This window comes from Streptomyces sp. NPDC051452, assembly GCF_044454765.1.
Taxonomy (GTDB): Bacteria; Actinomycetota; Actinomycetes; order Streptomycetales; family Streptomycetaceae; genus Streptomyces.
This window is the reverse complement of sequence record NZ_JBITEB010000023.1, coordinates 1-20,486: the sequence shown is the minus strand read 5'-3', so window position 1 is coordinate 20,486 and position 20,486 is coordinate 1. Positions and strand designations below refer to the sequence as shown.

General features: G+C 71.6%; 18 protein-coding genes. 12 read left to right on the top strand and 6 right to left on the bottom strand.

Annotated elements, in window-relative coordinates:
• Positions 1 to 4 precede the first annotated feature (4 nt).
• The 5 genes from ACIBA9_RS35295 to ACIBA9_RS35275 all read left to right on the top strand — a co-directional run bounded on the left by ACIBA9_RS35295 (position 5) and on the right by ACIBA9_RS35275 (position 5,507).
• The gene (locus tag ACIBA9_RS35295) at positions 5 to 1,048 is read left to right on the top strand and encodes an agmatine/peptidylarginine deiminase (protein WP_399369486.1); all 1,044 of its coding nucleotides are present in this window, start codon (positions 5 to 7) and stop codon (positions 1,046 to 1,048) included.
• Between the two features lie 133 nt (positions 1,049 to 1,181).
• A complete protein-coding gene (locus tag ACIBA9_RS35290) occupies positions 1,182 to 1,790 on the top strand; it encodes a TetR/AcrR family transcriptional regulator (RefSeq protein ID WP_399369484.1) in 609 nt (202 codons plus the stop codon).
• A gap of 69 nt (positions 1,791 to 1,859) precedes the next feature.
• Positions 1,860 to 3,170 carry an MFS transporter gene (locus ACIBA9_RS35285; RefSeq protein WP_399369482.1) on the top strand — a complete coding sequence of 437 codons (1,311 nt, stop codon included), beginning with the start codon at positions 1,860 to 1,862 and terminating at the stop codon, positions 3,168 to 3,170.
• Positions 3,171 to 3,456: 286 nt separating this feature from the next.
• Positions 3,457 to 5,067: a citramalate synthase gene (cimA, locus tag ACIBA9_RS35280; RefSeq protein WP_399369480.1), complete on the top strand. Its 1,611-nt coding sequence runs from the start codon at positions 3,457 to 3,459 to the stop codon at positions 5,065 to 5,067.
• Positions 5,068 to 5,081: 14 nt separating this feature from the next.
• Positions 5,082 to 5,507 (top strand): VOC family protein, encoded by a 426-nt coding sequence (locus tag ACIBA9_RS35275; RefSeq protein ID WP_399369478.1) that lies wholly within the window; start codon positions 5,082 to 5,084, stop codon positions 5,505 to 5,507.
• Positions 5,508 to 5,692: 185 nt separating this feature from the next.
• Here the strand turns inward: ACIBA9_RS35275 and ACIBA9_RS35270 are convergent, their stop codons facing one another.
• From ACIBA9_RS35270 to ACIBA9_RS35260, 3 genes are all read right to left on the bottom strand, one after another.
• Positions 5,693 to 6,298 (bottom strand): GPP34 family phosphoprotein, encoded by a 606-nt coding sequence (locus ACIBA9_RS35270; protein ID WP_399369476.1) that lies wholly within the window; start codon positions 6,296 to 6,298, stop codon positions 5,693 to 5,695.
• A 24-nt stretch (positions 6,299 to 6,322) separates the two neighbouring features.
• The gene (locus tag ACIBA9_RS35265) at positions 6,323 to 6,613 is read right to left on the bottom strand and encodes a muconolactone Delta-isomerase family protein (protein ID WP_399369474.1); all 291 of its coding nucleotides are present in this window, start codon (positions 6,611 to 6,613) and stop codon (positions 6,323 to 6,325) included.
• Between the two features lie 163 nt (positions 6,614 to 6,776).
• The gene (locus ACIBA9_RS35260) at positions 6,777 to 8,660 is read right to left on the bottom strand and encodes a ricin-type beta-trefoil lectin domain protein (protein ID WP_399369472.1); all 1,884 of its coding nucleotides are present in this window, start codon (positions 8,658 to 8,660) and stop codon (positions 6,777 to 6,779) included.
• A gap of 157 nt (positions 8,661 to 8,817) precedes the next feature.
• On the opposite strand from ACIBA9_RS35260, the gene ACIBA9_RS35255 reads away from it, so the two are divergent.
• On the top strand, positions 8,818 to 11,829 hold the full coding sequence (locus tag ACIBA9_RS35255) for a carbohydrate binding domain-containing protein (protein ID WP_399369470.1): 3,012 nt from the start codon (positions 8,818 to 8,820) through the stop codon (positions 11,827 to 11,829).
• Positions 11,830 to 11,890: 61 nt separating this feature from the next.
• A complete protein-coding gene (locus ACIBA9_RS35250) occupies positions 11,891 to 13,258 on the top strand; it encodes a hypothetical protein (protein ID WP_399369468.1) in 1,368 nt (455 codons plus the stop codon).
• Positions 13,259 to 13,274: 16 nt separating this feature from the next.
• Here the strand turns inward: ACIBA9_RS35250 and ACIBA9_RS35245 are convergent, their stop codons facing one another.
• Positions 13,275 to 13,511 (bottom strand): DUF397 domain-containing protein, encoded by a 237-nt coding sequence (locus tag ACIBA9_RS35245; protein ID WP_399369466.1) that lies wholly within the window; start codon positions 13,509 to 13,511, stop codon positions 13,275 to 13,277.
• Positions 13,508 to 14,329 carry a Scr1 family TA system antitoxin-like transcriptional regulator gene (locus ACIBA9_RS35240; protein WP_399369464.1) on the bottom strand — a complete coding sequence of 274 codons (822 nt, stop codon included), beginning with the start codon at positions 14,327 to 14,329 and terminating at the stop codon, positions 13,508 to 13,510. The genes ACIBA9_RS35245 and ACIBA9_RS35240 overlap by 4 nt, the downstream gene beginning before the upstream one ends.
• A gap of 112 nt (positions 14,330 to 14,441) precedes the next feature.
• On the opposite strand from ACIBA9_RS35240, the gene ACIBA9_RS35235 reads away from it, so the two are divergent.
• Positions 14,442 to 14,849 (top strand): ATP-binding protein, encoded by a 408-nt coding sequence (locus tag ACIBA9_RS35235; RefSeq protein ID WP_399369462.1) that lies wholly within the window; start codon positions 14,442 to 14,444, stop codon positions 14,847 to 14,849.
• A 12-nt stretch (positions 14,850 to 14,861) separates the two neighbouring features.
• On the opposite strand, the gene ACIBA9_RS35230 is transcribed toward ACIBA9_RS35235, so the two are convergent.
• Positions 14,862 to 15,470 (bottom strand): YceI family protein, encoded by a 609-nt coding sequence (locus ACIBA9_RS35230; RefSeq protein ID WP_399369460.1) that lies wholly within the window; start codon positions 15,468 to 15,470, stop codon positions 14,862 to 14,864.
• Positions 15,471 to 15,694: 224 nt separating this feature from the next.
• Between ACIBA9_RS35230 and ACIBA9_RS35225 the strand changes: the two genes are divergently transcribed.
• The 4 genes from ACIBA9_RS35225 (at position 15,695) to ACIBA9_RS35210 (ending at position 20,344) form a co-directional block, all read left to right on the top strand.
• Positions 15,695 to 16,210 (top strand): hypothetical protein, encoded by a 516-nt coding sequence (locus ACIBA9_RS35225; protein WP_399369458.1) that lies wholly within the window; start codon positions 15,695 to 15,697, stop codon positions 16,208 to 16,210.
• A gap of 29 nt (positions 16,211 to 16,239) precedes the next feature.
• Positions 16,240 to 18,339: a polysaccharide lyase 8 family protein gene (locus tag ACIBA9_RS35220; protein WP_399369611.1), complete on the top strand. Its 2,100-nt coding sequence runs from the start codon at positions 16,240 to 16,242 to the stop codon at positions 18,337 to 18,339.
• 154 nt (positions 18,340 to 18,493) lie between these two features.
• A complete protein-coding gene (locus ACIBA9_RS35215; RefSeq protein ID WP_362161696.1) occupies positions 18,494 to 20,089 on the top strand; it encodes an acyl-CoA carboxylase subunit beta in 1,596 nt (531 codons plus the stop codon).
• Between the two features lie 57 nt (positions 20,090 to 20,146).
• Positions 20,147 to 20,344, top strand: a complete 198-nt coding sequence (locus ACIBA9_RS35210; RefSeq protein ID WP_362161693.1) for an acyl-CoA carboxylase subunit epsilon — start codon at positions 20,147 to 20,149, stop codon at positions 20,342 to 20,344.
• Positions 20,345 to 20,486 lie beyond the last annotated feature (142 nt).

Sequence of the window (20,486 nt, the reverse complement as noted above, 5' to 3'; positions counted from 1 at the left end):
CGAGATGACCACCCCCGCCGCCGACGGCTTCCGCATGCCCGCCGAGTGGACCCCGCACGAGCGCACCTGGATGGCGTGGCCGGGCCCCAACCCCACCTTCGACGACCCCGAGGACCTCGCCCTCTCCCGTGCCGCGTGGGCCTCGGTGGCCCGTGCCGTGCTGCGCTTCGAGCCGGTGACGGTCGTGTGCGGCCCCGGCCAGTCGGCGGACGCGCGGGCGCTGCTCGGCCCGGGCGTGGACACCGTCGAGCGCGAGCTGGACGACGCCTGGATGCGGGACATCGGCCCCACCTTCCTCACCGACGGCAAGGGTGAACTGGCCGCGGTGGACTGGACGTTCAACGGCTGGGGCGCCCAGGACTGGGCCCGCTGGGAGCACGACTCGAAGATCGCCGCGTACGTCGGCGACCTCGCGGGCGCGAAGACGTACGCCTCGAATCTGGTCAACGAGGGCGGCGCGATCCACGTCGACGGCGAGGGCACCGTCCTGCTCACCGAGACCGTGCAGCTCGGCCCCGAGCGCAACCCGCACTGGTCGAAGCAGGAGGTCGAGGCCGAGATCCACGCCCACCTCGGCACCGGCAAGGCGATCTGGCTGCCGCGCGGCCTGACCGGCGACTATCCGCCCCACGGCTTCGGCACCCTCGGCCACGTCGACATCGTCGCCGCCTTCGCCCGTCCCGGTGTCGTCGTCGCCCACCACCAGCCGGACCCGGCCCACCCCGACCACGAGGTCACCAAGGAGGTCATCGGCATCCTGAAGTCGGCGACCGACGCGCGCGGCCGCGCCCTGGAGGTCGTCGAGGTGCCCGCCCCGACCGTCCTGGAGGCCGACGGCCACTGGGCCGACTACTCCTACATCAACCACTACCTGTGCAACGGCGGCGTCGTGCTGTGCGGCTTCGACGACCCCCGGGACGAGATCGCCGCCGGCATCTTCCGCCGCCTCTTCCCCGAGCGGACGGTCACCCTGGTGGACGCGCGCCCGATCTTCGCGGGCGGCGGCGGCATCCACTGCATCACCCAGCAGCAGCCGAAGGTCCGGTGACGGCACCGGTCAGGTAGAACATACGGGTGAACGTCCTGGTGTGCGCGGCCCGCGGCCGCCGTCCTGGCGAGCGACCGCGCCCGCTGCCCGAGCTGCCCGAACGCCCCGCGGAGGCGGCAGGGAGGGTCCCCGCATGACCGAGAACGCCGGTCCTCGCCGCCGCACCCCCGCCCCGCCCCGGGAGGAGGTGCTCGCTGCCGCCATGGACATGATCGCCGAGCGCGGTCTGGAGAAGCTGACCATGGCGGCGCTCGGCCGTGAGGTCGGGATGAGCAGCGGGCATCTGCTGTACTACTTCCGCTCCAAGGACGAACTGCTGCTGCGGACCCTGGAGTGGAGCGAGGGGCGGCTCGGCGCCGAGCGCGGCCGGTTGCTCGCCGGCGGCGGGCCGGCCCGCGAGCGGCTCGCCGCCTACGTGGACCTGTACGTGCCCCACGGCCACCGCGACCCGCACTGGACGCTGTGGCTGGAGGTCTGGAACCGCTCGCAGAACGCCGACGACGACGCCCGGATCCGGCAGGCCGCCATCGAGGGAGCCTGGCACCGCGACCTGGTCGCCCTGATCGCCGAGGGCATCTCGCGCGGCGAGTTCCGCCGGGTCGACGCCGACCGCTTCGCCGCGAGGCTGCGCGCGCTGCTCGACGGCTTCTCCATCCACGTCGCCATCGGGCTGCGCGGCACGGACCGTGACCAAGTGCTCGCCCATGTGCGGGAGTTCCTCGCCGACGCCCTCCTCGTCTGACCCGGTTCCACCCCGAACCCCCACCGGACGAAGGAATCGTCCGCTCCGCCGCCGGGCAGGTAACGGCGCATGGGACGACAACACTGGAAGAAGATCTGGGTCGGTTCGGCGGGCAACATGGTCGAGTGGTTCGACTGGTTCGTGTACGCGAGCTTCGCCACCTACTTCGCCGGCGCGTTCTTCCCGAGCGGCAATCCCACCGCCCAGCTGATGAACACCGCGGGGATCTTCGCCGTCGGATTCTTCATGCGGCCCGTGGGCGGCTGGCTGCTGGGGCGGGTCGGCGACCGCAAGGGCCGCAAGGCGGCGCTGACCCTCACCGTCACGCTCATGTCGGCGTCGGCCGTCCTCATCGCCGTCGCCCCGACCTACGGCGTCGCCGGTTACGGCGGCGCGCTCGTCCTGCTCGTCGCCCGGCTGCTGCAGGGACTGTCCGTGGGCGGCGAGTACGCGGCCAGCGCCACCTACCTCACCGAGGCCTCCGACCCCCGCAGCCGCGGCTTCGCCTCCAGCTTCCAGTACGTCTCCATGACCGCCGGTCAGATCGTCGGCCTCGGCCTCCAGATCATCCTCCAGCGCACCATGTCCGACGCCGCCCTGCACAGCTACGGCTGGCGCATCCCCTTCGTCGTCGGCGCGCTCGGCGCCGCCGTGATCTTCTACCTGCGCCGCAGCATGCTGGAGACCGAGGTCTACGCGGAGGACACCTCGCACGCCGACGAACGCGGCACCCTGCGCGCCCTGTGGCGATACCGGCGGGAGGCCTTCCTGGTCGTCGCCCTCACCATGGGCGGCACGGTCGCCTACTACACGTACACCACCTACCTGACGAAGTACCTGTCCAACTCCGCGGGCCTGTCCAAGCAGACCGCGACCCTCGTCTCCTTCACCGCGCTGATCGTCTTCGCCTGCCTCCAGCCGCTCGCCGGCCGGCTCTCCGACCGCATCGGCCGGCGCCCGCTGCTGATCACCTTCGCGGTCGGCTCCACCTTCCTCACGGTGCCGATCATGACCCTGCTCCGGCACGCGGACGGCTACTGGTCCGCCCTCGGCCTCGCCCTGCTCGCGCTGATCGTGGTCACCGGCTACACCTCCATCAACGCCTGCGTGAAGGCCGAGCTGTTCCCGACCGGTGTGCGCGCCCTCGGCGTCGCCCTGCCGTACGCCCTCGCCAACGCCCTGTTCGGCGGCACCGCGGAGTACGTGGCCCTGTGGTTCAAGAAGGCCGGCGTCGAGTCCGGCTTCTACTGGTACGTGGCGGGTTGCGCCGCCGTCTCCCTGGTCGTCTACGTCACCATGCGGGAGACGAAGGACCTGGATCTGGCCCGGACGCGGGCCGCCGAGGAGTCGGGGGAGTCCAGTCTGACGACCGCATCCTGAGACGACCGTGGGCGGGGGGACGAGGCTGTGCCAGACTTCCCCCGTGCTCTCGTTCGCCATGATTATGGGCAGCAGGCGCGCCGGTCCGCAGTGACCACCTCGTACGACCAGGTGCGGGTGGCCACCGTCGTCCTCGACCCGCGCGCAGACCTCTCGCACCCGCGAGGGGTTTTTTCGTTTTCCGGCCCACCTTCAGCCGGCGGCGCGGCGCGCGGGAGTATTGGGGGGACGGTGGAGCCGGTCATTCCGGGTAAGACCGAAGATTCACAACAGGAGCCTTGAGACCATGACCGAGACGGCAACCAACGAGCTAGACGACTCGTTCCACGTCTTCGACACCACGCTGCGCGACGGCGCGCAGCGCGAGGGCATCAACCTCACCGTCGCGGACAAGCTCGCCATCGCACGGCACCTGGACGACTTCGGCGTGGGCTTCATCGAGGGCGGCTGGCCCGGCGCGAACCCCCGGGACACCGAGTTCTTCGCCCGCGCGCGAAGCGAGATCGACTTCCGCCACGCCCGGTTGGTCGCCTTCGGCGCCACCCGCCGCGCGGGCGCCACAGCGGCCGACGACCACCAGGTCAGGGCGCTGCTGGAGTCCGGCGCCCCGGTGATCACCCTGGTCGCCAAGGCACACGACCGGCACGTGGAACTGGCGCTGCGCACCACCCTGGACGAGAACCTGGAGATGGTCCGCGACACCGTGTCCTATCTGACGGGCCAGGGCCGCCGGGTCTTCGTCGACTGCGAGCACTTCTTCGACGGCTACCGGGCCAACCCCGAGTACGCCAAGGCGGTCGTCCGTACGGCGGCGGAGGCCGGCGCGGACGTCGTCATCCTCTGCGACACCAACGGCGGCATGCTCCCCGCCCAGGTCCAGGCGGTCGTCGCCACGGTCCTCGCCGACACCGGGGCCCGGCTCGGCATCCACGCCCAGGACGACACCGGCTGCGCGGTCGCCAACACCCTGGCCGCCGTCGACGCGGGCGCCACCCATGTGCAGTGCACGGCCAACGGCTACGGCGAGCGCGTCGGCAACGCCAACCTCTTCCCGGTCGTCGCGGCCCTGGAGCTGAAGTACGGCAAGAAGGTGCTGCCCGAGGGGCGGCTGCGCGACATGACCCGCATCTCGCACGCCATCGCCGAGGTCGTCAACCTCACCCCCTCCACCCACCAGCCCTACGTCGGCGTCTCCGCGTTCGCGCACAAGGCCGGCCTGCACGCCTCGGCGATCAAGGTCGACCCGGACCTGTACCAGCACATCGCCCCCGAGCTGGTCGGCAACACCATGCGCATGCTGGTCTCCGACATGGCCGGCCGCGCCTCGGTCGAGCTGAAGGGCAAGGAACTCGGCGTCGACCTGGGCGGCGACCGCGAACTGGTCGGCCGGGTCGTCGAGCGGGTCAAGGAACGCGAGCTGAAGGGGTACACGTACGAGGCCGCCGACGCCTCCTTCGAACTGCTGCTGCGCGCCGAGGTGGAGGGCCGGCCGCTGAAGTACTTCGACGTCGAGTCCTGGCGGGCCATCGTCGAGGACCGCCCCGACGGCACCCACGCCAACGAGGCCACGGTCAAGCTGTGGGCCAAGAGCGAGCGGATCGTCGCCACCGCGGAGGGCAACGGTCCGGTCAACGCCCTCGACCGCGCCCTGCGCGTCGCCCTGGAGAAGATCTACCCGCAGCTCGCCAAGCTGGAGCTGGTCGACTACAAGGTCCGCATCCTGGAGGGCGTGCACGGCACCCAGTCCACCACCCGGGTGCTGATCTCCACCTCCGACGGCTCCGGCGAGTGGTCCACGGTGGGCGTCGCCGAGAACGTCATCGCCGCGTCCTGGCAGGCGCTGGAGGACGCGTACGCCTACGGGCTGCTGCGGGCGGGCGTGGAGCCGGCGGAGTAGTTCACAGTGGGGGCATGACCACACAAGGCAGTGACGTGCTGGCCGGGGCCCGCGTGGCGACCCGGCTGCCCGCCGGGGACCTGGAACGGGCCCGGCGCTTCTACGCCGAGAAGCTCGGTCTGCGGCCCGTCGACGAACGCCCCGGCGGGCTGCTGTACCGGTGCGGCGGGACCGACTTCGTGGTGTTCCGGTCCACCGGCGTCTCCTCCGGCACCTTCACCCAGATGGGGTTCGAGGTGGACGACCTGGAGGCGGTGGTGGCGGAGCTGAAGCGGCGCGGAGTGGAGTTCGAGGACGTGGACGCGCCGGGATTCCACACCCGGGACGGCATCGCCGAGATCGAGGGCAACTACCCGGGCAAGGGCGCCCGCGGTGAGCGCGCCGCCTGGTTCCGGGACAGCGAGGGCAACCTGCTGGGCATCGGCCAGCCGACGTACTAGGCCCTGTCTGACAATTCGCGTCTGCCGCGCGACGCCATGCACGCACTCTCGCCGCACCGGCCCCAGACCCGAGTACGTCCAGTACGAGGGCCTGGGGCCGGCACGCCGAGAGCACGCACCTGACGCCGCGCGGCCGCCCTTCGGGCGACGACGCGAATTGTCAGACAGGACCTAGGCAGGGCCGGTCAGGGCGCCCGCCAGATGTTGTCGAAGGCCACGCTCTCGATGCGCCGCCGCTCGCGCACGGCCTCCAGCTCGGTCACCGCGTCCCCGATCGCGACCAGCACCGAGCCGACCGCCTCGTCGCCGGGCTCCGCCGCCTCGGCCGGCCGGTCGCCCTGGATGCCCAGGGTGGAGGCGAGGTCGCACAGCACGGGCTCGTGGGACCACCACCGGTCGGCCGCGTGCCGCCTGGCCGGGGTGTCGGCCGCCTCGCCGCTCCCGCTGCGGCGGGGCAGCCATCGGTGCTGCTTCCCGGTGAGCTGCCCGTCGGCGTCCAGGGCGTCGTAGTAGGTCACGGCCAGCCCCTCGCCGCGCCGCCACAGCCAGTCCGCCACCGTCTCGTACGGCTCCGTGCGCACCAGGGCCGCGGCCGCCTCGTCCAGCAACCGGTCGCCCGTGGGCAGCGGCGGCCCGGGCACGATGCGGTCGCCGTCCAGCGTGACGGCGCGGATGCCGAGCAGGTCGATCAGCTCGGCGCCCGCGAGCGCCAGCGCCAGGTCGCCCTGCTCGACGGGACGCTCGCCGGGGACGTCGACGCTGACGAGGAACAGATCCTGCGGTGTGGTCATACGGGGCTCCAGGTCGCCGGGCCTCTAGGAAGGGCCCGGGTCGTTCGGGTGGGGTTCCAGCGGGGTGACCGTGAGATCCATCCAGGGTCGCAGCGGAAGCGTGCCGAGGACGTTGTCGTGCAGCTCCTCCTCGTCCTCGGCCCGCCAGAGGCCGATGCTGCGCGACTCGCCGACCGGCCGCCACAGCCGCGCCAGCCGGCCGGTGGCGGCCAGTTCCCGGGCGCGTACGGCCTCGGCGGCCCGGCGTTCGGCCACCTCCGCCTCGGTGGTGCCCTCGGGGGGCGAGGTGGTGATCTCGACCAGGAACTCGCGCATGGTCCCGCTCCCTCGGCGAGGCGGCCGGCCCGGCGCCGCGGCGCCGGCTTTCTCCCATCGTCCCCCAGCCACCCCGCCCCCGCCGCTCAACAGGAGCCGTCGGCGAGCCGCGCGAACCCGCCGGGGCGCGTCCCCCTGCCGCCCGCGGCCGGCCGTGCCCGCGTTACCGCAGGGTCCACTTCTGGTTGGCGGCCCCCGTGCACGACCAGATCTGTGCCCGCGCCCCGTTGGCCGACGAGTTGTCCGTGACGTCGAGGCACTTGCCGGAGGCCGTGTTCACCACGTCGCCGGTGCCGGCGTTGTACGACCACTGCTGGGCACCGGTCGCGTTGCAGTCGTACAACTGCGTCTTGGCCCCGTCCGCCGTCGACGCCGAGGTGACGTCCAGGCACTTGCCGAGTGCCCGGATCGAGCCGTCGCTCTGGACGGTCCACTGCTGGGCGGTGCTGCCGTTGCAGTCGTAGAGCTGCACCGCCGTGCCGTTGGCGCTCGAACCACCCGCCACGTCCAGGCACTTGCCGGCGAGCCCGGTGAAGGCGCCGGTGCGGCCGCCGCCGCCGGACTGGGCGCCCGTCCAGGTGAAGGTGGCCGACGTCTTGCCCGGCAGCGAGTAGGTGGCGTGCTGCGAGCCCCAGTCGATGGTCACCGTGCGGGCCGACGAGGAGTCGTTGTAGGCGATCAGCGCCTTGCTGCCGTCCGGGTTGCGCCACGCCACGTTCGGTACGGCGGTGGACGCCGTGGAGGCGATCCGCTGGGCGCCGGGCCGGACGAACTTCGTCAGATGGCCCATGGTGTAGTACTCGACCGTGTAGTCGACCGTCCCGCTCGCGCCGTCCCCGTCGTGCACGGTGACCAGCCCGGTGCAGGTGCCGCAACCCCCGTTGTGCGGGCCCATGTTCTGGTCCACGGCCAGCGACCACTTGGTCACCGACTTCGCCCAGTTGCGGGTGTAGTCGATGATGTTGGACATGTCCTCGCGCTGCTGGTTGGCGATCCAGGTGCCGCCGGAGTGCTCGGTGCCGAAGGCGTCCAGCGTCGGGTACTGGTTGTGCACGCTCGTCTGCTTGGCGATGTCGCCGCCGTACCCGTGCCAGGCGATGCCGCCGAAGTTCGGATGGTTGCGCACCGCCGGGTCGTCGACCGTCTTCGCGGCGTAGGAGTCGTAGACGTCCCAGTTCCAGTCGTGCGCCAGCACCTTCGTCGTGAGGCCCGCCGCCTGGAGCCTGGGCAGCAGCTCGCTCTTGGTGAAGTAGGCCAGCCCGTCGGCGTTCCAGCTCATCGACGGGTAGCCGGAACAGCAGGTCGGCTCGTTCTGCGCGGTGACGTAGGAGACGTTGATCCCCTGGTCCTTGTACGCCTGGAGGTACTTCACGAAGTACGCGGCGTACGCCCCGTAGTCCTCCGACTTCAACCAGCCTCCGTTGAGTGAGCCGCTGTCCTTCATCCAGGCCGGCGCCGTCCACGGCGTGGCCATCACGGTGAGCGAGGGGTTCAGCTGGAGCGCCTGCCGGGTCAGCGGGGCGACGTCGGCGAGGTCGTGCGCGATGGAGAATTTCGACAGCGACGGGTCGCTCTGGCCGGCCGGCACGTCGTCGTAGGTGTAGCCGTACCGGGCCAGGTCCGAGGCGCCCATCGGGTTGCGCAGGAAGGACAGCCCGATGCCGTCCGTCGGCGAGAACAGCTTGCGCATGGTCGCGTCCCGCGTGCTCTGCGACAGTGCCCCGCTGCTGTTCATCAGCCAGGCCGCGGTGTCCGTGAAGGACGCGCCGCCGCCGGTGAAGGTCTGGTAGCGGGTGTTCTCGTCCACGGTGATGTTCTCGCCGCCGCCGCCCGTGCCGGACTGGAAGGCGAACGGTGTCTGCGGCTGGAGTCCGCGGACCACGTGCCGGCCGGCGGAGTCGTCGGTGGTGGTGAGCCAGGCCGTGACCTGCTCACCGGCCGCGTGCGCGGGGGAGACTCCCGCACCGAGGCCGACGGTGGCGAGCCCGGCGGTGGTCAGCAGCCCGGCGAGGAGCAGCCGGGCCGTGCGCGAGGGTGGTCTTCTCATGGTGCGTCGCCCTTCTGGGGAGAGCCAACGTGCCTTATGTGGGGGGAGGTTGCGCTCCGGACTGTCTGACGTGCCGTCTTGACGGTTCTGTGAGGCCCCAGTTAACTCATGGCGTGAGCTAAGTCCTGAGTGAACCACGAGAGTCAAGGGAAGGTCCATGCGAAGAACCGCCCTGCTCGCCTCCGCCGCAGTGCTGGCCGGTCTGCTCCCCTGGGCGACCGCGCGAGCCGCGGACGACCCGGCGCCCGCCCCCGTCGACCGCTTCGAGGGCGAGGTGCCCTTCGCCGCGCAGCCGGCCGAGGGCATCTTCACCTGGGGCGGCGACACCGACGACCCGCCCACCCTGTCCCTGACCGCCCGCACCGACGCCCCCGAGGGCGCCAAGGTCCTCTCCGGCACCTACGACATCAGCGGTTACGGCGGCTTCACCCACGACTTCGCCGCCACCGAACCCGCCCGCGACTGGTCCGCCCACCAGGGCATCCGCTTCTGGTGGGACGGCCGGGACAACGGCCGGAAGATCGCCTTCGAGATCAAGGACGGCGGCGCGAACGGCGAGGCCTCCGAGCTGTGGACGACGTCCTTCACCGACGACTTCACCGGCTGGAAACAGATCGAGATCCCGTTCACCGACTTCGCCTACCGCACCGACTACCAGCCCGTCGGCGGCATCGACCACGTCCTGGGGCTCACGTTGATGTGGGGGTACGCCGTGACCCTCCCGGCCGGCGCCAAGGGCGACTTCGCCATGGACGACGTGGAGCTGTACGGCCGGGCCGACCAGTCGCTGCGCGCCTCCGTCACCACCGACGCGGCCGTCTACCCGGTGCGCGAGGGCGGCACGGCCAGGGTGAGGGTCACCCTGGCCACCACCGGCTCCGCACCGGTCGACCAGCCGGTGACCGTCCACTACGAGACGGGCGGCGGCAGCGCCGAACCCGGCAAGGACTACGACCCCGTCTCCGGCACCCTCACCTTCCCGGCGGGCACCGCCTCCGGCACCACGCGGACCGTCGAGGTGCCCACCCGCGCGGACAGGGCGGCCGAACCCGCCGAGACCATCCCGCTCAAGCTGACGGTCACCGGCGCCAAGGCCCCCGCCGAGACCCCGCAGGTCGTCGTCGACGCCCACGGACTGCCCTATCTCGACTCCCGGCTGCCGGTGCGAAAGCGGGTCGCCGACCTCGTGAGCCGCATGTCCCTGGCGGAGAAGGCCGGCCAGATGACCCAGGCCGAGCGCGGCGCCATGACGGCCCCCGGGGACATCGCCGCCTACGACCTCGGCTCACTGCTGTCGGGCGGCGGCTCCACGCCCACGCCCAACACCCCAGCGGCCTGGGCGAAGATGATCGACGGCTTCCAGCTGCGCACCCGGGCGACCCGGTTCCAGATCCCGCTGATCTACGGCGTCGACGCGGTCCACGGCCACAACAACCTGTCCGGCGCCACGGTCATGCCGCACAACATCGGCCTCGGCGCCACCCGCGACCCCGCCCTGGCCGAGAGGACCGGCGCGGTGACGGCCGCCGAGGTCCGCGCCACCGGCGTCCCCTGGGACTTCGCGCCCTGCCTGTGCGTCGGCCGCGACGAACGCTGGGGCCGCTCCTACGAGTCCTTCGGCGAGGACCCCGCCCTCGTGCAGTCCATGGAGACCGTCATCCAGGGCCTCCAGGGCCGCGCGAACGGCGCGGACCTCGCCCGCGCCGACAAGGTGCTCGCCACCGCCAAGCACTTCGTCGGCGACGGCGGCACCGGCTACGGCACCTCGACCACCGGCACCTACACCGTCGACCAGGGCGTCACCAAGGTCACGCGGCAGCAGCTGGAGGCCGTCCACCTGGCCCCCTTCCAGACGGCCGTGGACCGGGGCGTCGGCACGGTCATGCCGTCGTACTCCTCCCTGGACATCCTCGGCGACGGCAAGGGCGCGGTGAAGATGCACGCCCGCGCCGACATGATCAACGGCGTCCTCAAGGACCGCATGGGCTTCGACGGCTTCGTCATCAGCGACTGGAACGCCATCGACCAGCTCCCCGGCGACTACGCCTCCCACGTCCGCACGTCGGTCAACGCCGGCCTGGACATGATGATGGTGCCCTACTCCTACAAGGAGTTCACCGGCACCCTCGAGGACGAGGTACACGCGGGCCGGATCAGCGAGGGGCGGATCGACGACGCCGTCTCCCGCATCCTCACCCAGAAGTTCCGGCTGGGGCTGTTCGAACACCCCTACGCCGACACCCGCGGCGCCGCCGCCATCGGCTCCCGGGCCCACCGGGACGTCGCCCGCCAGGCGGCCGCCGAGTCCCAGGTGCTGCTGAAGAACAAGGGTGACGTCCTGCCCCTGAGGAAGAGCGAGAAGGTGTACGTCGCCGGGTCCAACGCCGACGACATCGGCGACCAGACCGGCGGCTGGACCCTCACCTGGCAGGGCGCCTCGGGCGACACCGTGCCCGGCACGACCATCCTGGAGGGCATGCGCGAGGCGGGCGGCGACGTCACCTACTCCAAGGACGCCTCCGCCCCGACCGGCGGCTACGACGTCGGGGTGGTCGTCGTCGGCGAGACTCCGTACGCCGAGGGCGTCGGCGACGTCGGCAACGGCCACTCCCTGAAGCTGTCCGCCGCCGACCAGGCCGCCGTGGACAAGGTGTGCGCGGCGATGAGGTGCGCGGTGCTCGTCGTCTCCGGCCGTCCGCAGCTCGTCGGCGACCGGCTGGCCGGCATCGACGCCCTGGTGGCCTCCTGGCTGCCCGGCACCGAGGGCGAGGGCGTCGCCGACGTCCTCTACGGCAAGCGACCCTTCACCGGACAGCTCCCGGTCACCTGGCCCCGGTCCGAGGCCCAGCTCCCGATCAACGTCGGCGACACGGCCTACGACCCGCAGTTCCCCTACGGCTGGGGCCTGACCACCCTCACCCACACCCCCGAGGGCGGCCTGGCCACCCTGCGCGCCCTGGCCGTGGCCGCGGCGGCGGCCGAGCGGGCGGGCGCCGACCGCACCGGCCGCGAGCTGGTCACCAAGGCGCGCCTGCTCGTCCAGCGCAAGGTGGGCGAACGCATCACACAGGCGGTGGCGAAGCCCTTCGCCGACGCCGACCACCTGTCGCTCACCGGGCGGTACGCGAAGGCGGTGGAGAAGCTGACGGAGGCCTACCGGGCCGCCTAGCCACCCCCCACCCGGTCCGCTCGTTCGACCGGTCGCCGGAGGCTTCGGGTAGTTTCGAAGGATGAAGGCCGTCCTGCGGATCCGAAGCCTCCCGGCACTGGTGCTGGCCGTCCTCGCCCTGGTGCTGGCGACCACGTACGCCCCCCGCGCGAGCGCGCAGACCGGCGTCTCCACGATCGCCGAGGCGCTGCGCAGGAGCCCGGTCTACGTCGACCCGGCGGCCTCGGCCCAGCTGTCGAAGGCGGACGCCGACGCGCTCGCCAAGAAGATCAAGCACGCGAACAAACCGCTGTTCATCACCGTCCTGCCGACCGGCTACCCGACGGCGAACCTCTTCTCCGGCCTCCGCGCGGCGACCGGCGTCACCGGTCTGTACGGCATCCGCCTCGGCGACCGCTTCGACGCCCGCGCCGACTCCTCCGTCATGTCGGCCACGGCCCGGCGGAACCTGGTGGCCAGCGTCCAGGGCGAGAGCGCCAAGGCCCAGCTGACCGACTTCACCGACCGCGCCCTGGCCAACATGGGCGGCCACGCGCCGAAGAGCTGGGGCGCGGGCGACGGCGGCGGCGCGTCGAGCACCGCGCTGATCACGGCGGGCGTGGTCGTGGTGGCGGGCGGCGCGGGCGCGTACGCCCTCGTCCGCCGCAACCGCCGCCGCAGGGAGGAGGAGCAGCGGGCCGCCCTGGACCGGCTGCGGGTGGTGGTGGACGAGGACATCACCGCCTTCGGCGAGGAACTGGACCGGCTGGACTTCCAGCCCTCCGAACCCGGCGCCGACGACGCCATGCGCGACGACTACACGCGGGCCCTGGACGCCTACGAGACGGCGAAACAGCGCATGGCCGAGGCGCGGCGGCCCGAGGACGTCCGCCCGGTCACCGAGGCCCTGGAGGACGGCCGGTTCTCCCTGGCCCGGCTGGCCGCCCGTCGCGAGGGCCGACCGCTCCCCGAGCGCCGGCCGCCCTGCTTCTTCGACCCCCGGCACGGCCCCTCGGTCACCGACGCCGACTGGATCCCGCCCGGCGGGGCCCCGCGCCGAGTACCGGTCTGCGCGGCCGACGCCACCCGGCTGGCCGCCGGCCGCGACCCGGCGGTCCGCGAGGTCGACACCGACTACGGCCGCCGCCCCTACTGGGACGCCGGCCCGGCCTACGGCCCCTGGGCGGGCGGCTACTTCGGCGGCGGCATCCTCCCCGGCCTGCTGGTCGGCACCCTGCTCGGCAGCGCCATGGCCACCCCGGCCTACGGAGCGGACTACGGCACCGGGTACGGCGACTTCGGCGGGGGCGACTACGGCAGCGGCGGCTACCAGGGCGGCGACGTCTCCGGCACGGACTTCGACCCCGGCGACTTCGGGGGCGGCTTCGGCGACGGAGGCGGCTTCGACGGCGGCGGGGGAGGCGGCGGCGACTTCGGCGGCGGCTTCTGAGCGGAGGCGTCCTCCGTCAGCGGCCGACCCGGCCGAGGAACTCGCTCCAGGCGTCGGGGGAGACGGTGAGGACCGGACCGGTGGGGGCGGCCTTGGAATCGCGGATGTGGACGGCGGCGGGGTGCGCGGCGACCTCGACGCAGTTACCGCCTTCATTGCTGCTGTAGCTGGACTTGTGCCAGTCGTAAGCGACTTCGAGGCAGTTGCCGCCCTCGCTGCTGCTGTAGCTGGACTTGAACCACGCGGTCGTCATGACTCTCCTAGCAGTCCGTGCAAGAGGCGCACGCTCTCGTCGGGCGAGAGTGCCTGAGACCGCAGCATTCCATATTTGTGGTGGTAGTCGCAGACCTCGTCGGGATCACCGTCGAGGAAACTCGCTGTCTGCACCTCCAAGTACACGAGGCGCTCGTGCTCGGGTGTTTCCAGCAGCGTCATCGGCCCCGCAAGCCCAGCGTGTGGCATCCGATCCATGGGCATGATCTGGAAGCTCATGTGGACGGGTTGGGTGTACTCCACGATCTGCCGAAGCTGTTCCCGCATGACGCGCGGCCCACCCACCTGTCGCCGCAGGATGCTCTCCTCGATGATGAAGTGTCCGACGGGTGGCCGCTCACGCTGCCAGATCAACTGCCGCTCCATGCGGGCGTCCACCCACTGTTCGGCCGTCTCGCTGCCGAGCGATGGATAGCGGGCGTCGAAGGCGGCAAGGCAGTACTCCCGAGTTTGGAGAAGGCCAGGGATCATCTGCGTCTCGTAGTTCAAAATGGCGACCGCCTCCTGCTCGTGGTCGACCAGCCCCTGGGCGAACTGCACTACGCGCTCCCGCACCGGTAACCGTGCGACGAGGACCGCCAACGCCCCACCCGTGTGGAGGAGTTCGTCGAACTGCTCCGCCCGGTCGGGCTGGAGGGCCAGGCGGCCCTGTTCGATCGAGCCCACGGTGTCGACGTGGATGTGGGCCAGTTCGGCGAGCTGTTCCTGGGTCAGGCGGGCCTGCCTGCGGTAGTGGGCGACCAGCGATCCCACCGCCTGCCATGTGCCGACCTTCCGGCTCCTGGGTGTCGAGTTCATGGGCGTTGCATACCCCCGTGCGCGGGCGGAACGGTCGTACCGGAGTCGTAGTGAAGAGAACTACGACTTCACTCGTTGGCCCACCCTAGTGACGCACGGTGACACTCGTACCATGAACGCGGAACTCCAACCCCCTGAGGCACGTGCGGTGTTCTACGAGCGGGAACGCCGGTCGGTGCACCTGGCCCGCACCTTCACGTGTGCCACGCTGGCCGGCTGGTCACTGTCCGGACGGCGCGACGACGTGCTGCTGTGCGTGAGCGAACTGGCCACCAACGCGCTGCTGCACGGCGTGCCGCGCGGGCGGGGCTATCTGCTGCGCCTGGTGCGGCACGGCGGAGGCGTGCTGCGCGTCGAGGTACACGACAGCGGCTCCGGCGAGGTGCGGGTGCCGGAGCCGTCGGTCGACGCGGAGGGGGGCCGGGGGCTGTTGCTGGTCACGGCCCTGTCGGACAAGTGGGGCGTGGAGCCGCGCTCGCCCGGCAAGATCGTGTGGTGCGAGTTCGCGCACCGGTCCTGACGTGAGCCCCGCTCACGCGTTCCGGATCGCCGAGACGTCGAAGTTCAGCTTGATCTTGTCGGAGACGAGGACGCCGCCGGTCTCCAGCGCCGCGTTCCAGGTCAGACCCCACTCGGAGCGCAGGATCTCGGCCTTGCCCTCGAAGCCGACGCGCTCGTTGCCGAACGGGTCCTTCGCGGCGCCGTTGAACTCCAGGTCGATGCTGATCGGCTTGGTGACGCCGAGGAGGGAGAGGTCGCCGGTGACGCGGTAGTCGTCGCCGCCGAGGGCCTCCACCTTGGTGGAGCGGAACGTCATCTTCGGAAACTCGTCGATCTTGAAGAAGTCGGCCGACTTCAGGTGCCCGTCCCGGTCGGCGTTGCCCGTGTCGATGCTCGCCATCTCGATGTCGAGCGTGGCCGTGGAGGCGGCCGGGTTCGCGCCGTCGAGGTGGAGCGTGCCGGTGAAGTCGTGGAACCCGCCCTTGACGTTGGTGACCATGGCGTGCCGGGCGACGAAGCCGATGGTGCTGTGCGCGGGGTCGATCGTGTAATCGCCGCTCAGTGCGGTGAGGTCGGCGCCGGGAACGGCGGGAGCGGCGGCGGTCTCGGGGGTGCTGTCCTTGCGGCTGAAGATGCCCATGATGTCCTCCTGGGGAGTCTGTTTAACGTTCAACGAACTTAACGGGTTCGACCGTAGACCTATTCCGTTCGACTTTCAACATCATCCGCAACGTGTTGCCATCGTCACCAAAGGTGACGCTATACGCCCTCTGGCGAACGCGCGTAGAACTCGGGCACCATCTGCGTGCACCACCTGCACAGCCGACCCCGTCGACAGCACGGCCGACCGCAGGAAGGTCCCCCATGAAGGCCGAAAAGGTCATGAAGCTCCGTCCCCTCCTGACCGCGCTCGCTCTCGTCGTCGCCCCCGGCGTCGCCGTCCTCGGCACCGCCACCGACGCCTTCGCCGTCACCAAGATCAGCCACGCCACCGCCACCGGGATGTTCCGGGACGTCGGCATCACCTGGTCGTCCTCCGGCGGCTGCTCCGACCGGAACAACGCCACCTGTACCTCCTTCGACCAGCTCAACCTCCCCACCGCGCAGGGCGCCCAGACCCTCAAGCGGGCCACCGGCTGCGCCCTGAACATCACCGGCGGCACCGAGACCGGCCACGCCTCGGGCACCTACTCCCACTGGAACGGCTACAAGCTCGACTACGGCAAGAACACGTGCGTGACCTCGTACATCAAGAACACGTTCACCTACATCGGGCTGCGCGGTGACGGAGCCCCGCAGTACCAGTCCGGCTCCGGCAACATCTACGCCGACGAGGGCAGCCACTGGGACGTCCTCTACTACAACTGCGGCGGCTGCTGAGCCGGCGGGGGAGGGGGGTGACCGGCCCCATGGGCATGACCCGGCGCGCCCTGCTGCTGGCCGCCGCCCTCCTCACCGCCCCGGCACCCGGCGCCCGCGCGGCCGGGGAGCCCTACGACCCGCTGCGCCGCCGCTGGCTCGGCCTCGCCCTCGGATCCGGCTTCGACCCGGGCGCGGAGCCGTACGCCTCCCGGCTCGCCGAACTGGGCGCCCGCGCGCGCGACTTCGCCGCGACCATGGCTCCCACCGCCACCTCGCTCTGGCCCGGCCACCCCTTCGACCCGCCGTCGGGCATCACCTTCGGCTACGACCGGCTGTGGACCATGGCCCAGGCCTACGTCCAGCCCGGCACCGGATCCACCGGCGACCCCGCGCTCCTCGCGGACGTCCTGCGCGGCCTGGACCACCTCTCCGCCACCGTCTACCACCCCGCCACCACTCCCTACGGCAATTGGTGGGAATGGCGGATCGGCAGCCCCCGGCTCCTCATGGACATCACGGCCGCCCTGTACGAGCGGATCGGCGACGACCGGATCGCCGCCGCCTGCGCCGCCGTGGACCACTTCGTCCCGGACCCGCTGCTCACCGACTACTCCGGCGTCTCCACCGGCGCCAACCGCGTCGACCTGTGCCGCTGCGTCGCCCTGCGCGGCGTCCTCGGGCGGGACCCCGGCCGGCTCTCCCTCGCCCGGGACGCGCTCTCACCGGTCTTCACGTACGCCACCGAGGGGGACGGGCTCTACGCCGACGGCTCCTTCGTCCAGCACACCCGGGTCGCCTACTCGGGGACGTACGGCCAGGTCCTGCTCGACGGCCTCGGGCGGCTGACCACCCTGCTCGCCGGGTCGCCGTGGGAGGTCACCGACCCGGCCCGGCAGCACGTCCTGGACGCCGTCGAGCACGCCTGGGCCCCGCTGATCCACGACGGGCTGGTGATGGACTGCGTCAACGGCCGTGCCATCAGCCGTGGTTGGCTGCGCGGAGACGACGAGCGGGTGATGCGCGGCGACCACTTCCACGGACACGCCCTCATCGCCGCCATGGACCGGGCCGTGCACCGCGGGCCCCGCTTCACGGCCGCCCTCTCCATGGCCAGCGACCGCATCGCCCACTACGAGTGCGGCAACGGCGAGAACCCGCGCGGCTGGCACACCGGCTCCGGCATGCTCTCCTGGTGGCCGAGCGGGCAGGGCGAGCAGTACACCGACTGGTACTGGCCGACCGTCGACTGGTACCGGCTGCCCGGCACCACGGTGTCCACCCGGCGCCTGGCGGACCGGGCCGGCGGGGAGTGGGGCGCGCCCCGCCCGGACGTCCGCTGGGTCGGCGGCACGACAGACGGCACCAGCGCGGTCGTCGGCCAGCACCTCAAGGGCCTCGGCTCCACGCTGGAGGCCCGCAAGTCCTGGGTCTTCCTGCCGGACGCCGTGATCTGCCTCGGCGCCGGCATCAGCTGCGCCGACGGCGTCCCGGTCGAGACGATCGTGGACAGCCGCAACCTCGGCGAGGGCGGCACACAGGCGTTCGTCCACGCCGGACGCTGGGCGCATCTGGAGGGTCACGGCGGCTGGGTGCTGCCCCACGGCGGCGCCCTGCGCACCCTGCGCGAGGACCGCACCGGTGCCTGGAGCGACATCAACACCGGCGGCACGGCGCAGCGGCGCACCCGGCGCCGGCAGACCCTGTGGCTCGACCACGGCATCGACCCGGTGGCCGCGCGCTACGCCTACGTCCTGCTGCCCGGCGCCTCCCGGGCCGAGACCGCCGCCCTGGCCGCGGACCGCCGCCGGCTGACCGTCCTGGCCAACGACAGCGCCTGCCAGGCCGTCGCCGTGGCGCGCCCGGACCTGATCGCGGCCACCTTCTGGCGGGCCGGTACGGTGGGGGAGCTGACCGTCTCCGCGGGGGCCGCCGTCCTCGTCGTACGCCGGGGCCCGACGGCCACCCTCCACGTCAGCGAACCACCCCGAACGGGGGAACCGCTGGAGATCGTCTGGGACCACCCCGTGCGCGCGGTGAACCGGGCCGACGACAGCGTGCAGATCCTGTCCTCCGGCCGCCGTCTGAGGGTCCGTGTCACTCCGGGGATGGCATGTGCCACCCACGAATGTGAGGTGGCTCTCAGGTGATGACTTTGTGGCACATCTACAACGCCGGGGCCTTCTGAGCAGTCGGAACGGCTGCACACCGCTCCGGTTCTGTTCACTGGCACCAGGAAAACGGGCCGGAGACTGTACGGAGTCGACGGCTCGCTTTCCTTGGTGTCCTTCGTAAGGTCGCTACATGACCGTTTTGGAAGAGACGACGGGTGAGCCGACCGGTGAGCCGACGGACGCGCGCGGACGGGTCGCCGAGCTGCACGAGATTCGTGCCCGGGCCGTGGCAGGCCCCAGCGAGAAGGCGACCGAGGCGCAGCACGCCAAGGGCAAGCTGACGGCGCGGGAGCGGATCGAGCTGCTCCTGGACCCCGGTTCCTTCCAGGAGGTCGAGCAGCTGCGCCGGCACCGGGCGACCGGGTTCGGCCTGGAGGCGAAGAAGCCGTACACCGACGGTGTCATCACCGGCTGGGGCACGGTGGAGGGCCGTACGGTCTTCGTCTACGCCCACGACTTCCGGATCTTCGGCGGCGCGCTCGGCGAGGCCCACGCCACCAAGATCCACAAGATCATGGACATGGCCATCGCGGCCGGTGCCCCGCTGGTCTCCCTCAACGACGGCGCGGGCGCCCGCATCCAGGAGGGCGTCTCGGCGCTCGCCGGTTACGGCGGCATCTTCCAGCGCAACACCAAGGCCTCGGGCGTCATCCCGCAGATCTCGGTGATGCTCGGCCCGTGCGCGGGCGGCGCGGCCTACAGCCCCGCCCTGACCGACTTCGTCTTCATGGTCCGCGAGACCTCGCAGATGTTCATCACCGGACCCGACGTGGTCAAGGCGGTGACCGGCGAGGAGATCACCCAGAACGGCCTCGGCGGCGCCGACGTCCACGCGGAGACCTCCGGCGTGTGCCACTTCGCCTACGACGACGAGGAGACGTGCATCGCCGAGGTGCGCTACCTCCTGTCGATGCTCCCGCAGAACAACCGCGAGAACCCGCCCCGGGCGGAGTCGACGGACCCGGTGGAGCGCCGCTCCGACGTCCTGCTGGACCTGGTCCCGGCCGACGGCAACCGGCCGTACGACATGACCAAGGTCATCGAGGAGATCGTCGACGACGGCGACTACCTGGAGGTCCACGAGCGCTGGGCGCGCAACATCATCTGCGCCCTCGGCCGCCTGGACGGCCAGGTCGTGGGCATCATCGCCAACCAGCCACAGGTCCTCGCGGGCGTCCTGGACATCGAGGCGAGCGAAAAAGCTGCGCGCTTTGTCCAGATGTGTGACGCTTTCAATATCCCGATCGTCACCCTCCTGGACGTGCCGGGGTTCCTCCCCGGTGTCGACCAGGAGCACGGCGGAATCATCCGTCACGGCGCGAAGCTGCTGTACGCCTACTGCAACGCGACCGTGCCGAGGATCTCGCTGATCCTGCGCAAGGCGTACGGAGGTGCCTACATCGTCATGGACTCCCAGTCGATCGGCGCCGACCTCACCTACGCCTGGCCGACGAACGAGATCGCCGTCATGGGCGCGGAAGGCGCCGCGAACGTCATCTTCCGTCGGCAGATCGCCGACGCCGAGGACCCCGAGGCCATGCGTCAGAAGATGGTCAAGGAGTACAAGGCCGAGTTGATGCACCCCTACTACGCGGCCGAGCGCGGCCTGGTGGACGACGTCATCGACCCCGCCGAGACCCGCGAGGTCCTGGTCAAGTCGCTGGCCATGCTCCACTCCAAGCACGCCGACCTGCCCTCCCGCAAGCACGGCAACCCCCCGCAGTAACCGAGCGGACCCGCCGCGGCAATCCCGCGGACCCCTCATCCACGGAGACTGACACCCATGAGCACTCCTGACATCCGCGTCGAGAAGGGCCACGCCGAGCCCGAGGAAGTCGCCGCCATCACGGCCGTCCTCCTGGCCCGTGCGGCCGCCCGGCCCGCGCCCGTGCCGCTGACCCACCGGGGCCGTGCCAAGGCCGGCTGGCGCCGCCTGGAGCGCGAGGGCGGCTTCCGCGCCCCGCACAGCTGGCACGGCTAGACCGCGCCGCCCGCCGAACAGCGAGAAGGGGCCCCCCCCCCCCCCCGGGGGCCGGGTGGAGGCGCGGGGGCCGGGGCGGCGGCCCCCCGCGGGCGCAAGCCCGCCGGGCCGGAGGGCGGGGGGGGAACACGGGAGTACAGAG

What these genes read in the sequence shown, in the direction of transcription:
- ACIBA9_RS35260 (WP_399369472.1), bottom strand. Translation starts at nt 8,660, where the DNA reads ATGAGAAGACCACCCTCGCGCACGGCCCGGCTGCTCCTCGCCGGGCTG.
- ACIBA9_RS35220 (WP_399369611.1), top strand. Translation starts at nt 16,240, where the DNA reads ATGGGCATGACCCGGCGCGCCCTGCTGCTGGCCGCCGCCCTCCTCACC.
- ACIBA9_RS35245 (WP_399369466.1), bottom strand. Translation starts at nt 13,511, where the DNA reads ATGACGACCGCGTGGTTCAAGTCCAGCTACAGCAGCAGCGAGGGCGGC.
- ACIBA9_RS35285 (WP_399369482.1), top strand. Translation starts at nt 1,860, where the DNA reads ATGGGACGACAACACTGGAAGAAGATCTGGGTCGGTTCGGCGGGCAAC.
- ACIBA9_RS35295 (WP_399369486.1), top strand. Translation starts at nt 5, where the DNA reads ATGACCACCCCCGCCGCCGACGGCTTCCGCATGCCCGCCGAGTGGACC.
- ACIBA9_RS35290 (WP_399369484.1), top strand. Translation starts at nt 1,182, where the DNA reads ATGACCGAGAACGCCGGTCCTCGCCGCCGCACCCCCGCCCCGCCCCGG.
- cimA (WP_399369480.1), top strand. Translation starts at nt 3,457, where the DNA reads ATGACCGAGACGGCAACCAACGAGCTAGACGACTCGTTCCACGTCTTC.
- ACIBA9_RS35210 (WP_362161693.1), top strand. Translation starts at nt 20,147, where the DNA reads ATGAGCACTCCTGACATCCGCGTCGAGAAGGGCCACGCCGAGCCCGAG.
- ACIBA9_RS35250 (WP_399369468.1), top strand. Translation starts at nt 11,891, where the DNA reads ATGAAGGCCGTCCTGCGGATCCGAAGCCTCCCGGCACTGGTGCTGGCC.
- ACIBA9_RS35275 (WP_399369478.1), top strand. Translation starts at nt 5,082, where the DNA reads ATGACCACACAAGGCAGTGACGTGCTGGCCGGGGCCCGCGTGGCGACC.
- ACIBA9_RS35225 (WP_399369458.1), top strand. Translation starts at nt 15,695, where the DNA reads ATGAAGGCCGAAAAGGTCATGAAGCTCCGTCCCCTCCTGACCGCGCTC.
- ACIBA9_RS35270 (WP_399369476.1), bottom strand. Translation starts at nt 6,298, where the DNA reads ATGACCACACCGCAGGATCTGTTCCTCGTCAGCGTCGACGTCCCCGGC.
- ACIBA9_RS35255 (WP_399369470.1), top strand. Translation starts at nt 8,818, where the DNA reads ATGCGAAGAACCGCCCTGCTCGCCTCCGCCGCAGTGCTGGCCGGTCTG.
- ACIBA9_RS35215 (WP_362161696.1), top strand. Translation starts at nt 18,494, where the DNA reads ATGACCGTTTTGGAAGAGACGACGGGTGAGCCGACCGGTGAGCCGACG.
- ACIBA9_RS35240 (WP_399369464.1), bottom strand. Translation starts at nt 14,329, where the DNA reads ATGAACTCGACACCCAGGAGCCGGAAGGTCGGCACATGGCAGGCGGTG.
- ACIBA9_RS35235 (WP_399369462.1), top strand. Translation starts at nt 14,442, where the DNA reads ATGAACGCGGAACTCCAACCCCCTGAGGCACGTGCGGTGTTCTACGAG.
- ACIBA9_RS35230 (WP_399369460.1), bottom strand. Translation starts at nt 15,470, where the DNA reads ATGGGCATCTTCAGCCGCAAGGACAGCACCCCCGAGACCGCCGCCGCT.
- ACIBA9_RS35265 (WP_399369474.1), bottom strand. Translation starts at nt 6,613, where the DNA reads ATGCGCGAGTTCCTGGTCGAGATCACCACCTCGCCCCCCGAGGGCACC.